We start from the raw sequence: 18,507 nt of genomic DNA, 5'->3' as shown, positions 1-18,507 counted from the left end.
AATACAACAAAATTAGAGATAAGGTACTACGTTTTTTCAGGACAAGCCTCAAAAAAAACCCCTGTGCGGGATTTAGTCAACTTAAACAACATGTTGGTTGGTTTTATGCGCTAAGCGCCTAACAATCCTAACATTTTCATCAGTATAAAATTAGTCTAAGTTATTGGTCTGATGGAACTCGCATGTAAGAGTTTTATACATGTTCTTTTGTGACAATCTTTGTCATGCTCGTTTCATCAGTATAAAATTAGTCTATGTTATTGGAATGGCGCAACTTATTATTCTTTAATTGATTTTAGATTCTTCGCTCCGCTCAGAATGACAGACTGTTTAATGTCATTCTGAGGAGGTAACGACGAAGAATCTGTTGCCTGTTTTTTGGTTTCTTAGATGATTAGAGGTTAATTATACATATTCTTGTTGTGACAAACCTTGTCATTCTCGTTTCATTAAATTTTTTCATTGCAGTGTCGTGTTTCTTTAATTCTACATTCTCAGCGTAGAACAAAAGCAGCCAAAACTCATAACACCTCAAATTAAAAAATAAAAATTTCCCTATCCTGTTTTATGAAAATTGAACAAATAATCACTAAATTTAAACGTCAAAAAATCAACTATTATTGTTAATGTAACTAACCAACACCCTTTAAAAATGAAGGCCAACCGACCCGACACGAATTACAATTATTGCCGCTTTCCGGAAAATTTCCATTCAAATTCGACAAACTGCTCCAATTTGTTTTATCGAAGAGATTTGATGTGGTATATCCAGCCGGCATGCCGCATTTCACTTTCCCCGTTTCATGACTTGAATTCACTGTTAACCGTACTATTATGAGATTCAGGATAATATTTAACCGTACCGGGAAGCAACGAATGCTTCCGATGGATTACCAGTATTACATCAGTGCCTGGATATACAAAGTGTTGAAGCAGGCCGACAAAGACTTTGCCCGGTTTCTGCACGACCAGGGCTACGGAAGCGGCACCACAAAACTGTATAAGCTCTTTTGCTTTTCGCGCCTTAACTTCGGAAAACCCAAACTGTGGAAAGAACGAAAATTATTCGGGATTGCTGCATCAACCCTTTCGTTGCAGGTATCGTTTGATGCACCTGAAGCAGCCACTAACTTCATAAAAGGACTGTTTATAAAACAGGAATTCTTTCTGGGCAACAAATTCAATGGCCTTGATTTAAAAGTTACCAATGTAGAAGCTCTGCCGGAGCCCCGGTTCGATGAAAACATGCATTACCGGCTGGTAACCCCCTGGGTGGTAAGCTATCAATCCGATAAAAACAAGCCCGCGCATTATCTGAAACCGGATGACGAAAATTTTCAGGAACTATCGGTTAAACATATTACCGAAAAATACAGCAGCACAAGAGGACTCGAAATGCCCCCCGACAAGATCAACTTTAAACCCGGGCAGAAATACAAACGAAGCGGTTTTGTGATTAAACCGGAAACACCACAGGAGACAAGGGTTGTTGGCAACATCTTCGATTTTACGCTAACGGCTCCTGCTGAAGTACACAGAATGATTTGGAATTGTGGCGTAAGCGAAAAGAGTTCAGCAGGTTTTGGATGGTGTGAAATAACAGATCAACAATCCGTCAAAAAAACTTAAAAGCAAAGACGCGGTGAGGCAAAGTTTCATCAGACCAATAACTTAGATAAATTTTATACGAATAAAATGATAAAAGAAATCGTACAATTTGTAAATACATTGCCAGAGGAAACATTTAGCAGAAATCTTCAACTAAAAGAGGGATTGTATATATTTCTTGACATCCAGGAAGAAAAGGGAGTCCCCGTATTAAAGAATGTTGATGCAGATGGAAAGCTAAATGAAGAAGATTATGGTGTGTTCACAAAACAGACCGAGATGAATCCTTTTTTCCAGGAATGTCTTAATATTCAAATTAATACTTTACCGATTTCCCCTGCAAAAATTTTCAACCCTAACAAAAAAATTTACGGGGTTTCTTGTTCTCCATTTGTTCTTGCCTTTACGAAAAAGAATTTCGCGAAATACCACAAGGACATACTGATCAAAGAGCTAACTGATCAATATTTCAAAAAGGCTGAAAAATATTGTAAGACAGATACCCAAAAAAAGATGTTTCTCCTTTTCAGAAATTATCTGACTCAAAACATTTATGAATTAGTAAACGACCTTCAACCTTATCAGGAGGCAAAAGATTCATATACGGTTTATCTCATACTAAAAAATATAAGTGCTGATGATTTAACAGAAACTCATCGTGAATATTTAAAAGAAAATATTTTTAATAAAGACGAATACAATCAGGAATTTAATGAACAAGTTTTCGGAATTAGTGACAGCCTAAGCGGATTCAACGATAAAAAACGTTTCCTGAAGCATCAAACTTCCTCATTTAAATATAACTACAGGATAAAAGAAGATGAAGCTGAAAAAATATGGAAATTCTTTAAGCTCCAGCAAAACAAACAGATCCCTAATCCCTGCCCGATATTCATTGATGAAAAGGAGTTAAACAAAGAACTTGTAAGTTTGCACCAGGATGGTAAAGTTTTATCTTACTCAGAACTTATTAAAACACTTTTAAAAAAGTACAACAAAGAATCTTTACAAAATTTTTATCTCATCTTTTTTCAGGGAATTAAAGGGAGTAGAATTGCAGACATTGATTTTGTCCCCCAGTTCAAATACAAAATTGAGAAAAATTTAAAACTTTATGAGTTATTTCCCATAGGTGGAAATTTTAAATCCCTTCAAATATTCAACATTTTTCAGTTGGAGGACATTGTCTTTAATAAAATTTTCAACGGCAATCTGATTAATAAGACAAAAAATGGATTATGGCTTAAGTATTTTGATGAAATTGAACCAAAGCCCAAGTACCATTTTACTGATGTACTCTTCAATTTAATGTTACAGTACCGCAAGGCCATTTATGATTATATCTACAAAGCCAACCATCAAAGCATCACCTGCAATATGTTTGATCAGATGATGCAAACGTCTATTCTGGAAGACATAAGAACTGATGAAGATTTTAAACGCAGATATTCAATTAAAGAGAAACTAAATATATGGTTTAGCCTATACAATTTTTTTAATCAGAATAAAAACAGAGAAAATATGGCATCACGAATCCCACAATTATTGGAAAAGATGAAACAGGTTGCTAATGAAGATAATGTTTCCTTTTCAAATGACCCGGCTGAATTTGCTTTCGGTGCCGGACAGGTTGTCTACTTTTTATTGACTAAAAGTGCATCCAGCAATAAGACCTACGCCATGCTGGAACCTTTCCTGCAAAAAACAAAAGCATCACAGTTGCAGGAAACCATAGGTAAGACTATAGCTATATACAAACACGAAATTAAAATATCAAAAGGACGTTTTGAGAAACTGGCAAGCGAAGTTTTGACTTATGAAACAGACGTAAATATGAAGGACTATATCAGATACTTTCTGGCAGGCTGTTTTGCCCATAATGTTATTTATGAAAGCAAAGAACAAAAGGAAAACAAGGAATAACTCATTAAAACCATTTACCATGACTTATAAAAAAAGAATTTTCGGAGCTGCTATTGTCAAAGCAATCAATTCAAATTATAACGCCGATTTTACCGGACAACCGCGAACTTTGCCCGATGGCACTGTTTATGCAACTGACAAGGCCTTTAAATACACAGTTAAAAATTATCTCAAAGATGTATACGCTAACGAAAGGATCTTTTATTTTAAGAGATTCAACGAAGAATTTGTCCCGTATAGTCTGGATGATGCTTATGCCAGAATGTTCCCCGACCATAAAGATACCAGGGACAAAAAGGTAGTTGCCAGGGACATTTTGAGCTGCCTCGACATCCGTCTGTTTGGAGCTACATTTGCTAAAAAAGGAAAAAGCAACAATATAGCTATTTCCGTTCATGGGCCTGTTCAGATCAATCACGGAGTTAATATTTGGAAGGAGAATAATATTTACTCCGAACAAATTATGTCTCCCTTTAGAAATCCGGATGAAAACAGTGATGAAAAACAGGCGACTACCCTTGGACGGCAATCCAAGCTTCAGGAAGGACATTATTTGCATCATTTTTCCGTAAACCCCAAAAACCTGGAAGAAGTTGTTAAACTCGCGGGAGAGGGTGCAAACGACCTTACCGAAGATGACATTTCAAAATTAAAAGAAGCCATGAAACGCGGAGTTACCTGGTATGATTCGGCATCAAAAACTGGTTCCGAAAATGAAGCGCTTATCTGGATTGAACTTAAAGAAGGTTCAAAATTGGTTTTACCTAATCTTACACAACTGATAACCATGCAAGAAGAAAAAGAGGATGGGAAAGTAGTACTTGATTGTACATCATTGAAAGAAGTTACTTCAACCTATAAAAATGAAATTGAAAAAAATGTAATAGCATTTAATGAAAACAGTTTAGTCATAAAAAATGCACCAACAGGAAGTGTTTATGAAAAACTATAGATTATAAATTGCTGATATAAAAAATAATAATAAAAAAATGATATTTATTTTAATACAACCTTTTATGTCGTATATTTACATATTCGCTATGGATTAAATACACAAAAGGTCATAATTATGACACATAATGAAAATGTAATACTGCAATTTCTGGAAGAAAACGGTTTGGATGTTTTTGTCAAGAGGGATATTGAAAATAACGTACCAATAGGTTCTGATGATTTCAGGAAAGGCTTCAGAGGACTTACTCAAAAAGCCCAAATTCTATTGATCGAAAAAGGGAAATACCGCCGAAGACACTTTTCTGACGAAAATGTAATTGGCTGTTTTATGGCTGCCGACGGTGGTATTGCCTACTGGTCCGCATTGAATGCTCATGGACTAACAGAACAATTCCCGAATAAAATATTTATCCAAAACAGTAAGCGCAGAGGTGAGAAAGTTGTATTTGGGATAGGCACTGTTTTCCATTTTGTAACTTTAAAAAAGCAAAAGCTAACAGGATACAAGACTATGGGATATGGCAATCATACTTATCATATCACAAATATTGAAAAAACCATTGTTGACTGTTTCGATCAGCCACAATATTCAGGGGGGTATTATGAAATAATCAAGGCTTTCAACAAAGCAGAGCTGAATGCCCGAAAAATGGTTACATATTGCAAAGCTGTTGACAATATCGCCGTTACGAAACGTCTTGCTTATTTATCTGAATTATTAAAAAAAACAGAAATGAAATATTTTCTGGAATATGCCGGCAAGATTTGTAATGAAAAGTACAGCCCTTTCGACCCGTCATTGCCAACAAAGGGAAATTATATAAAAAAATGGCGAATTGTTCTCAATATGGACGAAGAAGAAATAATGGAGATAGCCAATTCAGCGCATTAAAGATGATCAAACAAAAGGAAATCGTTGACATTGCCAATATCAAAAGTGTTCCTAAAACAACAATTGACAAAGACTGGGTGTTAGGGCACTTTTTAAATGCATTATACTCATTTAAAGACATAAGCCGTCTTTTTGTCTTTAAAGGGGGCACATGCCTGCATAAATGTTACATACAGGACTATCGTTTTTCTGAAGATCTCGATTTTACGTTACTTGATAAAGAATTCGTTATAAATGAATCTTTCATCAAAAAAATAATGAAGAAAGCCGGGGAACAATCTTCAATAAAATTTTATTTGGCCGGTTTTCAAAATCAATATTCCAATGACGTTCCCCAAGGCTACAAATCCAAAATAAAATTTTGGGGAGCAGATCATAATCCCAATCAACGTCCTCTTCCTTCTTCCCGTTGGCAAAATAGTATACAAATTGACATTAGCTTTTCTGAATCACTGCTTTTGCCACCTGTAGAGAAAGACATCTTCCATCCCTATTCAGACAAAAATATAGTTTCCCGGAAAGCGAATTGTTATGATCTTAGAGAATTATTTTCTGAAAAGATCCGTGCTTTAAAACAAAGAAACCGACCACGTGATGTATATGATGTCTGGTTCCTGAGTAATACAAACATGTTAAACGGAACCTGGCCGGAATTGAAATCCTTGCTCATTAAGAAATCTGAATTGAAAGGATTAAAGATCAATGGAGTTGAAGACTTTGTAAACAAAGAAAAAGCTTTAAGAAATAAAAGGGCATGGAAGCAGAGTCTGGCGCACCAAATAAAGATGCATGATCTACCTGAATTTGATGATATATACAAAGAACTGTCGCAGTTTATTAATCATTTACTAAAATGAAAGGACATGAAAAAGCAACTTCTTTCCTTTGATATAAAAGCCGATTTCGGGATGTTGAAAAAACCTGATACCAATGAACCACTATATTTAACCTTCAACATGTTACATAAACCGGCCCTTCTGGGCATACTTGGAGCAATTGGTGGTTTTCCCGGCTTTTCAAAAAACGGAGAATTACCCGAATACTACCAGCTTCTGAAAAATGTGCAGGTAGGTATCATGCCTTTACCAAATAAGACCGGCGAAAACTATCACGAAAATGGGAATTTTACAAAAACCATTATAAAATATAACAATACTACGGGACTGGCCAGTGAAGAAACCGGAGGAAACTTAATGGTGGCGGAACAAACACTTATAGCTCCCGCCTTTCGCTGTTTTGTTTTACTAAACTCAGTAAATCAGGATGAACAATTACTAACAAAAAACCTCTTAGCCTATCATGCAGAATATGTGCCTTACCTGGGAAAAAATGAATGTTCATTGTGGTGGGAAAATGCTCAAGAAATCTGTTATTCTGAATTTGTTCCGGAAGGAACTTTTAAAATTAGTTCGCTGTTCCTGAAGTCGGAGCCGTTAAAAGACAGTAAAGCTGAAGAGCCGTTATTTGATATATTAATGGAAAGCTCCGAAGGCAACACATTTACTTACTTTGAAAATTTGCCTATTGCCTATTCAGGTGCACCTCTTTTTCAATATGAATATGGCAACTTTGCTTACACTGACTGGGATCTTTCCCTAAAACAGAAATCGTCAGGAAATTTTATCAAATTAAAAACAGGTGAAGATGAAGGAAAAATTATCCAGCTTTTCTGAGATAACAAGTCACAAACTATCATCAATCAGCAATATTATTCCCGATGCTGCTATATATTGGGCCCATATCGACGGAACTAATAGCAGGTACGAGATACTTCAGGATCATGTAAAATTGGTTATATCATACGCCACATCGATTGTTAAAACCCAAAAAATTGATGATATTATTGATCACTTATGCAACAACATAGCAAAAGAAAATCAGAACCTGGCTGAATATATCAAATTGCTTTTTAGTGCTTCCATCGCGTACCACGATATAGGTAAAATAAATCCCAATTTCCAGGTTTTGAAAATGCAGAACAATCTCTTTAAAGAGAAAAAACTATCAATCGGAAGTCAACATTCCTTGCTTAGTGCAGTCCTGTTTCTTCATTACTTCATCGAAAAGGTCAATTTCAGCAATTTCGAGCCAAAAGAAAAAGAATTACTTTTCGGAATAATAATTCTTTTTTGTATCCCCATTTTAAAACATCACAGTGCCGTTTTAAGTAATGAAAACCATTTTTCTGTCGAAATTTTTGAAGAGCTTTTTCCTTTCGTAGAATATTGCAACATCAATTTACCTCTTAAGGCCAGTACAAAAATAGTCCACATCAAAGACAAACTAATTGAAAGAATTAGCAAAGAACAACATTTTTCAATCTTTGCCTTGCTTAAATTATCTTATTCCCTGCTTACAGCAAGTGATTATTATGCTACCAACGAATACATGGCAGACATAAAGGTTAACGACTTCGGCATTATTGATAAGGCTTTACGCGATAAAATATCTGACAACTTCAAAACAAAGTTACCATATAACGAGGATCTCTTCATCAATATCGAAAAATACCAGAATAAACCGTTCAGTGAATTACAGGAAGTCAGCAAAAAGAATCTGAACTTTTTGCGTCAAAAGTTAAATGCAGAAGTCATTACATCAATCAGGCAAAAACCTGATAGTCCTTGGTATTATATTGAAGCACCCACCGGCGCCGGGAAAACAAATTTATCTTTAGCATGTGTTTCAGAATTGCTGCAGTTAGATCAAAGCCTTAATAAAGTGTTTTATGTATTCCCTTTCACAACACTTATCACCCAAACATTTGAATGTATTAAAGAGACAATAGGCCTGAATAATGATGAATTGATTCAATTGCACTCGAAAGCCGGCTTTCATGAAAAAGAAGAACGTGTGGACGGAGAATACGGGAAAGAAAAAAAACTTCATTTGGACAATCTTTTTGTAAACTATCCGGTCTGTGTAACCTCTCATATTCGCTTTTTTGAAATATTAAAAGGAAATAACAAGGAATCCAATTATTTATTACATCGGTTATGTAATTCAATAGTAGTAATTGATGAATTGCAAACATATAATCCCAGGCACTGGGACAAAATTGTCTTCTTTATTGAAAATTATGCCCGCCATTTCAATACTCGTTTTATCGTTATGTCGGCCACCTTACCAAAAATCGATGCTTTGAGTGAAACGTTAAAAGGGCGTTTTGTAAATCTTACACCAAACAAAAAACTATACTTCTCGAATAAAAATTTTGCTGGTCGAATTGAGTTTGATTTTTCTCTTCTGAAAAAACCTAAACCATCAAAAGAAAACAAAGAAGAATATTTAACAGAATTGGCATATTTCATAAAGCATAAAGCTGACGATTACACAAAAATACACCACCAGTCCAGAGTACTCATCGAATTTATCACAAAAAACACGGCTTCACATTTTTTCAGATTGCTCTCTGAGTCTGATGATTTCCAAAATTATAAATTATATCTCCTTTCCGGCGACATTCTTGAGCCCCAAAGAAAAAGGGTAATTAACGAAATAAAAGAAGAAAAATACAAAAAAGTAATTGTGGTTTCAACCCAGGTCGTTGAAGCAGGAATTGATATTGATATGGATTTAGGGTTTAAAGACCGATCAATTCTTGACAGCGATGAACAGTTGGCCGGCCGAATCAATCGAAACGCTTCGAAAAATGATTGTAAGGTATTCTTATTTGATTGCGACCGGGCTTCAACAATTTACGGCACGGACAAAAGATATCAACATCAGCAGAAGGACAAGGAATTATACTTTGGTTTTGAAGAAATATTGCAAAAGAAAGAGTTTGACAGACTTTATGAAAAGGTTTTTGAAGATGCAAAAAAAGATGACTGGACAGATTCTTCTAAGCTCAAAAGTTATCTTGAGAACTTTAAACGATTTGACTTCTCCTGTATCAGTCAGGAATTTCAACTTATAGAGAATAACGAAACTGAATCATTGTTCATTCCGGTTGAAATAAAAATTCCGGATGGTTATTCTTCAAAAGACCTTAAAACAATTGATCTTTTAACAGATGACCAATTAAGGATTTCAGGAGAAAAATTATTTGACCGGTTTATTGGCCTTATTCATAACAAGGATATTGATTTCATACAAAAACAAATTGACCTGAAAAAGTTGACTGGCCTAATGTCTCTTTTCTCTGTTTCAGTATACCCTAATCTGTTGAAAGAAATTGTTGATAAACTTGATATCGAAAAAAGTAAATATGGTTACCAATATTTATCACATTGGGAAAGTTGTTATAATATAGAATCAGGTTTTAACCTTGAAAAAGCAAGAGAAGATGTCTTACTATGAAACCAGTCCCGTCCCGCCAACCTCAACCGACTCCTCTCCGCCCTTCCTTCGCCCTGACGTGGTTGGATTTTCCAGCAGAACGGGCCGGCCAAACTCCGGAACGTCAGTGGGCAAGCATGAGCGGGAAGGTAAAGAAAACCCCCAACCCCTCCTCCCACCTCGGCCACCTCTTCAACGCTTATACCCGTTACTTCAACCTGAAATACCATCGTCACGGATCCCTGTTCGAGCACCAGTTTAAACGAAAACCGGCAGAAAATGAAAAAATGCAACTTGACAGAGAATAACACCCGATACAAACACCTCATCATGCAAATTACCGGAACTCATTTCAATTATTACCTCATTTGCCATCGCAAACTCTGGCTGTTTGCCAACGGCATTCAGATGGAACACACGTCCGATGCTGTTTATGAAGGGAAGCTCATCCATGAAACATCCTACGATCGTCGAAGCGACAAATACCGCGAAATAGAGATGAATGGTATCAAAATAGACTATTTCGAGCCACGAAACAGAATTGTTCATGAAATAAAAAAATCGGACAAGCGTTCTGAAGCCCATCAATGGCAACTGAAGTATTACCTCTATGTGCTTGAACAAAATGGCGTAAAAGAATGTACCGGACTACTCGAATATCCCCGTCTTCATAAAACCGAAGAAGTATTGCTGACTACCCCAGACAGGGACGCCATCCGGGAAATGGTCGTCGCAATTAAAACAATCATTAATAACGACGTTTGTCCGCCAAAATTGCCGAGAAGTAAATGCAAAAATTGCAGCTATTTCGATTTCTGTCACAGCGGCGAGGAGTAGCTGAAAAATGTAACAAACCCCTCGTATGGCTTGACCTTGTGAAAGAAAATGAACCGGAGCCACCCGAACAAACCGGTCGCCGAAAAAATGCAGCAGATACCCTGCTGAAAGTATCTGCAACTACCGGGAAAATGCTGGAGCAAATCAGAAAAATCAATAAATCATAGCTCAACAGCTCAATAATTCACCAACTCAATATCTTTCCATGCTATGAAACGAACTTATTACCTTTTCAATCCGGGATTGCTTCAACGACGCGACAATACCCTCAAATTTACCCCCTACGATAAGGAAGGCAATAGTCAGAAGCCGCGTTTTCTGCCGGTCGAAAATATTGCCGAACTCTATTGTTTTGGAAATTTAGATGCCAACTCGGCCCTTTACAATTTCCTGGGACAACAACAAATTCCGGTTCACTTTTTCGATTATTACGAAAACTACACAGGATCATTTATGCCAAGAGACGGACTCTTGAGCGGAAAGGCTCTTATGGCACAAGCCCGTTTACACGACAATGAAAATCGCCGCATCAAACTGGCCAGCCGCATACTCGACGGGGCTGTACATAACATGATCAAAAATCTGAAATATTACGACAACCGGGGCAAAGACCTCTTACCAGTGATCGAACGTATAGAAGGTTACCGTCATCAGTTTGACCATGTGAAAGCCATTGATGAACTCATGGGATTGGAAGGCAACATTCGCCGTACTTATTACGAAGGTTTTGAATTGATTGTAAATGATTTCAGTATGAGCGGACGCAGCATGCGCCCTCCAAAAAACGAAGTGAATGCCCTTATATCGTTTGGCAACATGATGTGCTACAGTCAGTGTCTGAGGGCTATACATCAGACACAGCTCAATCCGGTCATTTCGTTTCTGCACACACCGGGCGAAAGACGATTCTCCCTCTCCCTGGATCTGGCTGAAATTTTCAAACCTATTCTTGTTGACCGGGTGATCTTTAAAGTCCTCAACAAAAAAATCATTGGGGCCGGAGACTTTGATAATACACTGAACCGGATTGTGCTGAAACCCGCCGGGAAAAAGGCATTTGTAAAAGCCTTCGAAGACCGGCTTTCAGAAACCATTCAACATCGAAGCCTGAAACGTTCTGTAAGCTATAAACATCTTGTCAAACTGGAGTGCTACAAACTGGTCAAACATGTACTGGGAATTGAAGAGTATCAGCCGTTTAAGATGTGGTGGTGATTATAACTGGTGAGCTGATATGGTAGCGATCTGGCATCAGACCATCAAACGATCGACTAAAGTTATTAAAGCTTTAAACATCATAACAAATTTAAATAGGGCGTTAAAAAAAACAAACATAGAGACGCAAAATTTTATTATATTAGGAGATAATTTGTTATTGCTGGTTTCATTATCATTTAATTATCAATCATTTGTAAAAGTTTATCAGAATATTGTTATACGAAAAACAATGTTATGGAAAACAAGGAATTACTGTTAATTAAAGGTGACGTTGCAGGCATTCAGCACTACATCTTTTCGGTAAAGAATGATGGCGCTGCCCGGCGATTGAAAAATCGTTCGCTGGAAGTAAAAGAAAGCACCCTCCAAACCGGGCTGGATATTGCGAGGGAGCTGGATGCCACAATGCTCACGACAGGCGGCGGCTACTTTTTGTTAAAAGCCCCAAAGCCTTCCAAATGGGAAGAACAATGGAACCTGTTGCGAAAAAGGTATGAAAGCAAAGAACGGAAAGGACGTTTAAATCTGGTGCTTTCCTTTTACGAAGTTCCTGGAGAAGAAGAATTAAACCTGAATTATTCCCGTTACCGGCATTTGTTGGAAAGTCAGGCCGGGAAAGATAAGTTGCAACAGGGGAAGATAACAGACGCTTTTTTTGATCCATACCGGATGCCATCACCTACTCCTCCCACAGACGTGAAACCGAAGGATATTCCTACCTGGGACGATTGCCAGGAAAGACTATATGATGAAAATGAGGAGTCTCCCAAAAGTGGAATTATCGACTTCGACCATTTGGCAGCCTTTGCCAGGCAACGTACCGGGAGCGATCTGCTCGCGGCCCTAAAACTGGATGTAGACAACCTGGGAAAATGCTTCGAAAAATTGAAAACCAAAGAAGCCTCGGATAAACTTTCAAAACGGCTGAATCAATTCTTTGGTGAGGAATTGAAAAAACTCCGTGAAAAAGAAGTATTTCATCATAATGAATTTTCCCACCGCTACAAAGACAATATTTACCTGGTTTTTGCCGGTGGCGACGATACCTTTCTCCTTGGCGGATTCGATGCAGTATTGCAATTTACCGAATTACTGCAAAATAAATTCTCCACTTTTTCCAAAGAACTGCTGAATGATATCCCGAATCTTGAAAAAGTCATAACTTTTTCCGCTTCGATCATTTTTTTTAAGCCATCGTATCCACTTTTGAAGATGGCTTCAACAGCTGAGCATCATCTGAACCTGGCCAAAGAAGCCTCGACCGATAAAAACCGTATTTCTGTTTTAGGACAACCATTTAAGTGGCATGAATTCTCCCGTATGATTAACATATCCAACCTGCTGGATGATTTGGTCCGCAATCATGGTGAAAGTAAAGCCGTCATTTCACGTATAAGGGAGAGCCGCAAAGGATTTGCGGCAGCATTGCGTCATTCGGATCGCGGGCGTTTAAACATTCCGAGCGTGTGGCGATTATTCTATTTCATACGAAATGTAAAACCCGAAAACAAAGAGGAAATAGAAAAACTGATCAAAGAATATGAAGCCTTGATAATGAATGCCTTCATGGAAAAAGAGAACGGTAATCCCATGCTTTTCCCGGTTGCTGCAAGAATAGCCGAATATAAACTTAAAAATTTCAAGTCATGAATAATCAAACAAGAAAAACCCCCAAGAAAAAAGAAAAAAGCGATCAAGAACTGTTAGAATTGTTAAATACTGAATTCCCGGGTTATCCCGCTTCCCTGCTTTCTTTCACGCAAGGGAATGACCCCAAAGAAACAGGAAAAACAATTGAGAATTTGAAAAATTTTGTCCGTAAAACCGGAAAAGACATTAGCACCTCACAGGTTCGCAACCTCTATTCTAAGGCAAGAGCTGTAAAGAACGAAAGTCAGTTGCAATTGTTACGGCCTCAAATTGCCTATATGGTTGCACGGCAACAAGCAACTGGTCAACCATATAAAAGAGAATCCATGCGAAAGTTTTTCCTTTTGCTCGACGACCTCATAAGCAAAGGCATTTCATTGCCCGATTTCCTTAAGATATTTGAAGCTATCGTAGCCTATCATAAATATTTCGGTGAAAAGAACTGAACTAATAACCAATAAAATGCTTAAAAAATGAAACTTACAGGAAAAATCATCATAAGTGGAAATATTGAACTCATTACAGGGTTACATATAGGAGGTTCTTCCTCTATCAGCGACATAGGCGGCATTGATAATAACGTCATTAAGTCGGTTCCCTTAAAAACCGATTTTGAAGGCATTCCTTACATTCCGGGAAGCTCATTAAAAGGAAAACTCAGAACATTACTGGCTAAAGAGTATGGTTTCATCAGTATTGACGATGACAGAGAACCTGTTTCGACCATCTTTGGCAGCACCAAAACCAATGAAATATCACGTATTATTGTATCTGATGCAACGCTTGATACTGAAGCATTTAAGAAAATCTTCAACCAGAGTGAAATGGAATTTCCATGGACCGAAAGTAAGTGGGAAAACCGTATTGACCGGAAAAACAGCAGCGCTAACCCAAGGCAAATGGAGCGGGTGCCGGCAGGTGCCGTATTTCATTTTAATATGATTTATGATGTGTACGACGATAATAAGGAAGATGTGCACATGCACGAAATCGCAAGAACATTTCATTTGCTCGAAGATGACTACCTGGGAGGAAGCGGTACCAGAGGCTATGGACGTATAAGATTTAAAGATATCAGCCTCAAACGACGAACCATCACCGGCTATTATAAACCGAAAGAAAACCGGCATGAAGAAGATATTACAAGTGATTACTGGATAAATACAATAACAAAATGAAACGCGTTGAACTCATTTCGATGCCCGGCAAGCAGTATCATTTTGGGGAGATATTACCGGAGGAGGAAGAGCAGCATTTGAATGCCATAACGCCATTCCCTTCCTCCGACCTGCTGTTTTCTGCCCTGATAAACATCTGGCGTAAGGTGTTTGGCGATGCCTCAGTACTAGTCAAAAATTTTCAGGAAGATGATATCCGGATATCGTCAGCTTTTTTCTTTATCAGGAAAAACGAAAAAGCCATTCGTTTTTTACCAAAGCCTGTCACAGCCAACCTGTATCAAATCGAAGAACACAAAAAACTGAAAAAGATTGATTTTGTTTCAGAAGGAATCATAAATAACGGAGTTCTTCCTGAAGAATGGCTCAAGCCTGACCGTTGCTCGTTGCTCGACGGAAAACTGGTCTGTCTTAAGGATGAACTCTCAGAAACCGGGCTGGACAGCATCACAGTTTACAAAGAAGTCACCATTCCCAAAGTGAAAGTACATACGCCCGAAAAAGATAGTTGTATCTACAGTCAAACCAATATTATGTTTCCGGTGTTCGAACGTAATGATATTGAGACAGGTTACTACTTCTATCTGGATGAGCATCTTCCAACCGAAAATCAGGAAAAGTTTCTGACGGTGCTGAACCTACTGGCCGATGAAGGACTTGGAGGCGACCGCTCTACGGGTTGCGGTCAGTTTAAGGAAGTGCGGCTGACTAAAGCTAGTATTCCTCGCGGCCCTTCAGAAAATTACCTCTCGTTATCGTTGACCAATCCGTCAACAGAAGAACGCGATGCATTTGCCTTTTACCGGATTGTCACCCGCGGTGGCCGTCGCGTAAATGGTAACAAACAGTTGAAGTTGGTGAATATGATCGGCGAAGGCTCCATTGTTACCCGACCGGTATCGGGGCGGATCGTGGATATTTCTCCCGACAATGATGGCAGCTACCGGCGATATGGCCGGACATTGCTCTATCCGTTACCTTCAAATTTCGAAATGCTATGGAAAACACAACAAAACACCTGAAAATAGAAACGGTTACTCCAGTATCTGTTGGCACAGGCGAAGTTTGGTCGCCTGTTACAGATTTTTTTGTAAAGGATAAACAGTTATACCGAATCGATGCTGTAAAATTTCAGAATCTCCTGCAGGAAAATAACAAAATAGAGACCTTTCTGCAATATGTTTCGAAATCGATTAATGAGTCCCGCACTGGCACAAATGCCGATTTGAGACTTTTTATCGAAAATGAACTGAATTCTCCGGCACAAAATCTGGCCGGGTCGGTACTCCCTTACCCAAATATGGAAAGTGGAAAAGAACAGGTGGACTGCTGTTACCAGGTAACGGGACTTCCTATTATTCCAGGTTCCTCCCTCAAAGGAGCAGTCAAAACCGCTCTCTTTTACGATTGGCTCAAACATTCCGGAGATGGGAAAAAAGCGCTCGATAACATCATCAATCATCTTCTTCCGCAATACCATTCAGAATGGTTCAAAAAAGAATACCCTAAAGAGGTCGAACAGAAATTCCCTGATGCGCATGATGAAGCGGGAAAACACTTGTTTGCCGACTTAAGCATAAGTGATACCGATCCCTTCCCTGAGGAATCAATGATAATTTTCAAAACCAAACGTATTCATCTGAACAACCCAAAATATAATGGAGTACCCCAAGTCAAAATGTGTATCAACAAAGGCTATTCTTCAATTCTTAACTATATGTCTTCCCGCTGGAAGCCGGATATATCCTTCATTCAACAAATGAATACTTTTGCCTACAATACCATTGTCACAGAAGAGGAAATATTGTTTGATCATTCACAGGGCATATCCCGCAATATAAAACAGAAATTAAATACTTTCTACAACAGGATGACCAACGAGATAGACCGCATTGAAGAAAGTGAAGAATTGACCTTCTTCTTGAGGATTGGTTCCGGCAAAAGCTTCTATAATAATACCATATCAATGATACTCCTGGAAACAGATATTGAAGCATTTAAAACATTTTGTAAAATGTATAAGCTGGGAAAAGCCCCAAATGAAAAGCACTATAAACCAAAAGAACCTTTCCCTGTTACGCGCTCAGTTATTTCAGGTATTTATGAACCAATGGGATGGGTGAAAATTTCGATACAATAAAAAAGAATAATTTTATGGCACGAAAAGTATTTCTTTCAATATTAGGGAACGGATTTTACCATGAATGCAATTATTACTGGCAAACCAGAAATCAATTCTCTAAACAACGCTTTATCCAAAAAGCCTGTGTAGACCTCTTGTTCAATGACTGGAACGAAAACAATGAAATAATCCTGTTTTTGACCGACGCTGCCCATAAAAGTAATTGGAATAAATGCATTCATAAAAGAATAAATAAAGAAGGAATAGAACAAGACTATCAGGGGTTGGAAAACTTATTACCCCGGGCCAAAACACAGCCAATTCCCGACGGAAAAACAACAGAAGAGATTTGGCAAATTTTTGATACCATTTATGGCTCATTGCAAGAAAATGACGAGGTATATCTGGACATTACCCATTCGTTTCGCTATTTACCCATGTTGCTTCTTGTTCTGCTCAATTACGCCAAATACCTGAAAAACATATCCCTCAAACGAATCTCTTATGGCAATTATGAAGCCCGGGATGCTGATAACTTCGCCCCGATAATGGATTTAACAGCCTTTTCTGAATTACAGGATTGGAGCATTGCTGCGAGCGACTTTGTTAACTTTGGACAGGTAACGAAAATAGCTGAACTTACAGATAAAAGGATAGCACCTGTTCTGAAAAATAAAGGAAATAATGAAGAATCTGCCAGATTTCTTAAAGGAATAAAAAAAGAGCTAATAAACTTCGCTACAGATATTCAAACCTGCCGTGGCCAGAATATTATTTCCAATGCTTCGGTAGTCAAAGTTCACCAATACCTGGATAAACTTAAGAATGAAATAATAAAACCACTCAACCCGATATTGGATAAATTAAAAGACAGAATTAAAGATTTCAAAACCAACAACATACTAAACGGCCTTGCTGCCGTTGAATGGTGCATTGATAACGGATTGATTCAGCAGGGCATAACAATTTTAGAGGAAACAGCAATTAACTACACGGCTTCAAAATTGAATGTTGATATGCATAATCGGGAAATCAGGGAGGTTATTTCATCAGGTTTTAACATTTTGTCACGTAAAATAGAAGAAAAAAATTGGGATGAAAAATGCAAAAAAAATAAGGATATAATAGTCCAAATGAGCCTTGACTCAACTATAACTCAACTTAAATCATGCTTTGAAAAACTCAGAACTGACAGAAATGATATTAATCATTGTGGGATGCTTGAAAAACCGCAACCTAAGAAAGGCGAAAAGTTTCAAACCAATCTAAAACAACAATTAATTGATTTTAAATACATTATAAGTAATGCTCATTAACTTAAGCAATCACCCTTCTGATACCTGGGAACGGGAGCAAAAATTAACAACCGGCAAACTATTCGGAATCATCAGGGATTTGCCCTTCCCTGATGTTGACCCGATGGCAGATGAAAATGAAATCAATTCTCTTGCGAACAGCTTGGTTAAAAGATGTAGAGAAATTTTGGAAGCCCAGCCATCGTCTCTTACTCATGCAGTGCACGTCATGGGAGAAATGACTCTGACATTTGCTGTTGTAAAAAAACTTCAGAAACATCATATTCAATGTGTAGCATCAACTACACAGCGGATAGTATCCATGCACGATAAAAACCAAAAAAGCAGCAGTTTTAAATTCTGCCGTTTTAGAAATTATTTGTAACAAGATTCTAACCTCCCTTATACATAACTAAACAACTTTATTCAGTTCGGATAGTTGAGTGCAGTATAAAAACCATATTTTTGTCAAAACCGAGGCGTTTTAAATTTTTGCTCCAGAGTTAACTTGTTGTTAATGAGGATGCAAAAATTAAAAACAACAACGAG

The 18,507-nt window shown here is 37.7% G+C and carries 18 protein-coding genes; all 18 read left to right on the top strand.

Annotated elements, in window-relative coordinates; translation table 11 throughout:
- Positions 1-834 precede the first annotated feature (834 nt).
- Positions 835-1,629, top strand: a complete 795-nt coding sequence (gene cas6, locus ATH1_RS0118080) for a CRISPR-associated endoribonuclease Cas6 (protein WP_139035207.1) — start codon at positions 835-837, stop codon at positions 1,627-1,629.
- A 66-nt stretch (positions 1,630-1,695) separates the two neighbouring features.
- Entirely contained in the window at positions 1,696-3,531 is a 1,836-nt protein-coding gene (locus ATH1_RS0118075) for a hypothetical protein (protein ID WP_010416814.1), read from the top strand.
- A 19-nt stretch (positions 3,532-3,550) separates the two neighbouring features.
- On the top strand, positions 3,551-4,483 hold the full coding sequence (locus ATH1_RS0118070; RefSeq protein ID WP_044114787.1) for a type I CRISPR-associated protein Cas7: 933 nt from the start codon (positions 3,551-3,553) through the stop codon (positions 4,481-4,483).
- Positions 4,484-4,600: 117 nt separating this feature from the next.
- Positions 4,601-5,377 carry a type IV toxin-antitoxin system AbiEi family antitoxin domain-containing protein gene (locus tag ATH1_RS0118065; protein ID WP_010416807.1) on the top strand — a complete coding sequence of 259 codons (777 nt, stop codon included), beginning with the start codon at positions 4,601-4,603 and terminating at the stop codon, positions 5,375-5,377.
- Between the two features lie 2 nt (positions 5,378-5,379).
- Positions 5,380-6,234 (top strand): nucleotidyl transferase AbiEii/AbiGii toxin family protein, encoded by an 855-nt coding sequence (locus ATH1_RS0118060; RefSeq protein ID WP_010416804.1) that lies wholly within the window; start codon positions 5,380-5,382, stop codon positions 6,232-6,234.
- 6 nt (positions 6,235-6,240) lie between these two features.
- Positions 6,241-7,050 (top strand): Cas5 family CRISPR-associated protein, encoded by an 810-nt coding sequence (locus ATH1_RS0118055; protein ID WP_010416802.1) that lies wholly within the window; start codon positions 6,241-6,243, stop codon positions 7,048-7,050.
- On the top strand, positions 7,022-9,679 hold the full coding sequence (locus ATH1_RS0118050) for a CRISPR-associated helicase/endonuclease Cas3 (RefSeq protein WP_010416799.1): 2,658 nt from the start codon (positions 7,022-7,024) through the stop codon (positions 9,677-9,679). The genes ATH1_RS0118055 and ATH1_RS0118050 overlap by 29 nt, the downstream gene beginning before the upstream one ends.
- 62 nt (positions 9,680-9,741) lie before the next feature.
- Entirely contained in the window at positions 9,742-9,966 is a 225-nt protein-coding gene (locus ATH1_RS0118045; RefSeq protein ID WP_139035203.1) for a hypothetical protein, read from the top strand.
- Positions 9,938-10,495 carry a CRISPR-associated protein Cas4 gene (cas4, locus tag ATH1_RS0118040; protein ID WP_010416794.1) on the top strand — a complete coding sequence of 186 codons (558 nt, stop codon included), beginning with the start codon at positions 9,938-9,940 and terminating at the stop codon, positions 10,493-10,495. Before ATH1_RS0118045 ends, cas4 begins: the two co-directional genes overlap by 29 nt.
- A 38-nt stretch (positions 10,496-10,533) precedes the next feature.
- Positions 10,534-10,662: a hypothetical protein gene (locus ATH1_RS22525; RefSeq protein WP_010416791.1), complete on the top strand. Its 129-nt coding sequence runs from the start codon at positions 10,534-10,536 to the stop codon at positions 10,660-10,662.
- Between the two features lie 43 nt (positions 10,663-10,705).
- On the top strand, positions 10,706-11,710 hold the full coding sequence (gene cas1b / locus ATH1_RS0118030) for a type I-B CRISPR-associated endonuclease Cas1b (protein WP_010416788.1): 1,005 nt from the start codon (positions 10,706-10,708) through the stop codon (positions 11,708-11,710).
- 237 nt (positions 11,711-11,947) lie between these two features.
- Complete coding sequence (gene cas10, locus ATH1_RS0118025) at positions 11,948-13,363, top strand: type III-A CRISPR-associated protein Cas10/Csm1 (protein ID WP_010416785.1); 1,416 nt, start codon at positions 11,948-11,950, stop codon at positions 13,361-13,363.
- The gene (gene csm2 / locus ATH1_RS0118020) at positions 13,360-13,809 is read left to right on the top strand and encodes a type III-A CRISPR-associated protein Csm2 (protein WP_010416782.1); all 450 of its coding nucleotides are present in this window, start codon (positions 13,360-13,362) and stop codon (positions 13,807-13,809) included. The genes cas10 and csm2 overlap by 4 nt, the downstream gene beginning before the upstream one ends.
- A gap of 27 nt (positions 13,810-13,836) precedes the next feature.
- Positions 13,837-14,541, top strand: coding sequence for a type III-A CRISPR-associated RAMP protein Csm3 (gene csm3, locus ATH1_RS0118015; RefSeq protein WP_010416779.1), 705 nt, complete (start codon positions 13,837-13,839; stop codon positions 14,539-14,541).
- Positions 14,538-15,563, top strand: coding sequence for a type III-A CRISPR-associated RAMP protein Csm4 (csm4, locus tag ATH1_RS0118010; RefSeq protein WP_010416775.1), 1,026 nt, complete (start codon positions 14,538-14,540; stop codon positions 15,561-15,563). The genes csm3 and csm4 overlap by 4 nt, the downstream gene beginning before the upstream one ends.
- Positions 15,539-16,681: a type III-A CRISPR-associated RAMP protein Csm5 gene (csm5, locus tag ATH1_RS0118005; protein ID WP_010416773.1), complete on the top strand. Its 1,143-nt coding sequence runs from the start codon at positions 15,539-15,541 to the stop codon at positions 16,679-16,681. Before csm4 ends, csm5 begins: the two co-directional genes overlap by 25 nt.
- Before the next feature lie 14 nt (positions 16,682-16,695).
- Positions 16,696-17,979: a TIGR02221 family CRISPR-associated protein gene (gene csx2, locus ATH1_RS0118000; protein ID WP_044114786.1), complete on the top strand. Its 1,284-nt coding sequence runs from the start codon at positions 16,696-16,698 to the stop codon at positions 17,977-17,979.
- Positions 17,969-18,343: a hypothetical protein gene (locus ATH1_RS0117995; RefSeq protein WP_010416769.1), complete on the top strand. Its 375-nt coding sequence runs from the start codon at positions 17,969-17,971 to the stop codon at positions 18,341-18,343. Before csx2 ends, ATH1_RS0117995 begins: the two co-directional genes overlap by 11 nt.
- Positions 18,344-18,507: the final 164 nt, after the last annotated feature.

The sequence above is a fragment of the Anaerophaga thermohalophila DSM 12881 genome, from assembly GCF_000191885.1.
Classification (GTDB): Bacteria; Bacteroidota; Bacteroidia; order Bacteroidales; family Marinilabiliaceae; genus Anaerophaga; species Anaerophaga thermohalophila.
Note: the sequence above shows the minus strand (reverse complement) of the source record. Positions and strands in the feature narration are given on the sequence as shown.

What these genes read in the sequence shown, in the direction of transcription:
- cas10 (WP_010416785.1), top strand. Translation starts at nt 11,948, where the DNA reads ATGGAAAACAAGGAATTACTGTTAATTAAAGGTGACGTTGCAGGCATT.
- cas1b (WP_010416788.1), top strand. Translation starts at nt 10,706, where the DNA reads ATGAAACGAACTTATTACCTTTTCAATCCGGGATTGCTTCAACGACGC.
- csm3 (WP_010416779.1), top strand. Translation starts at nt 13,837, where the DNA reads ATGAAACTTACAGGAAAAATCATCATAAGTGGAAATATTGAACTCATT.
- csm4 (WP_010416775.1), top strand. Translation starts at nt 14,538, where the DNA reads ATGAAACGCGTTGAACTCATTTCGATGCCCGGCAAGCAGTATCATTTT.
- ATH1_RS0118065 (WP_010416807.1), top strand. Translation starts at nt 4,601, where the DNA reads ATGACACATAATGAAAATGTAATACTGCAATTTCTGGAAGAAAACGGT.
- csm2 (WP_010416782.1), top strand. Translation starts at nt 13,360, where the DNA reads ATGAATAATCAAACAAGAAAAACCCCCAAGAAAAAAGAAAAAAGCGAT.
- ATH1_RS0118070 (WP_044114787.1), top strand. Translation starts at nt 3,551, where the DNA reads ATGACTTATAAAAAAAGAATTTTCGGAGCTGCTATTGTCAAAGCAATC.
- ATH1_RS0118050 (WP_010416799.1), top strand. Translation starts at nt 7,022, where the DNA reads ATGAAGGAAAAATTATCCAGCTTTTCTGAGATAACAAGTCACAAACTA.
- ATH1_RS0117995 (WP_010416769.1), top strand. Translation starts at nt 17,969, where the DNA reads ATGCTCATTAACTTAAGCAATCACCCTTCTGATACCTGGGAACGGGAG.
- cas4 (WP_010416794.1), top strand. Translation starts at nt 9,938, where the DNA reads ATGAAAAAATGCAACTTGACAGAGAATAACACCCGATACAAACACCTC.
- csm5 (WP_010416773.1), top strand. Translation starts at nt 15,539, where the DNA reads ATGGAAAACACAACAAAACACCTGAAAATAGAAACGGTTACTCCAGTA.
- csx2 (WP_044114786.1), top strand. Translation starts at nt 16,696, where the DNA reads ATGGCACGAAAAGTATTTCTTTCAATATTAGGGAACGGATTTTACCAT.
- cas6 (WP_139035207.1), top strand. Translation starts at nt 835, where the DNA reads ATGAGATTCAGGATAATATTTAACCGTACCGGGAAGCAACGAATGCTT.
- ATH1_RS0118075 (WP_010416814.1), top strand. Translation starts at nt 1,696, where the DNA reads ATGATAAAAGAAATCGTACAATTTGTAAATACATTGCCAGAGGAAACA.
- ATH1_RS0118055 (WP_010416802.1), top strand. Translation starts at nt 6,241, where the DNA reads ATGAAAAAGCAACTTCTTTCCTTTGATATAAAAGCCGATTTCGGGATG.
- ATH1_RS0118060 (WP_010416804.1), top strand. Translation starts at nt 5,380, where the DNA reads ATGATCAAACAAAAGGAAATCGTTGACATTGCCAATATCAAAAGTGTT.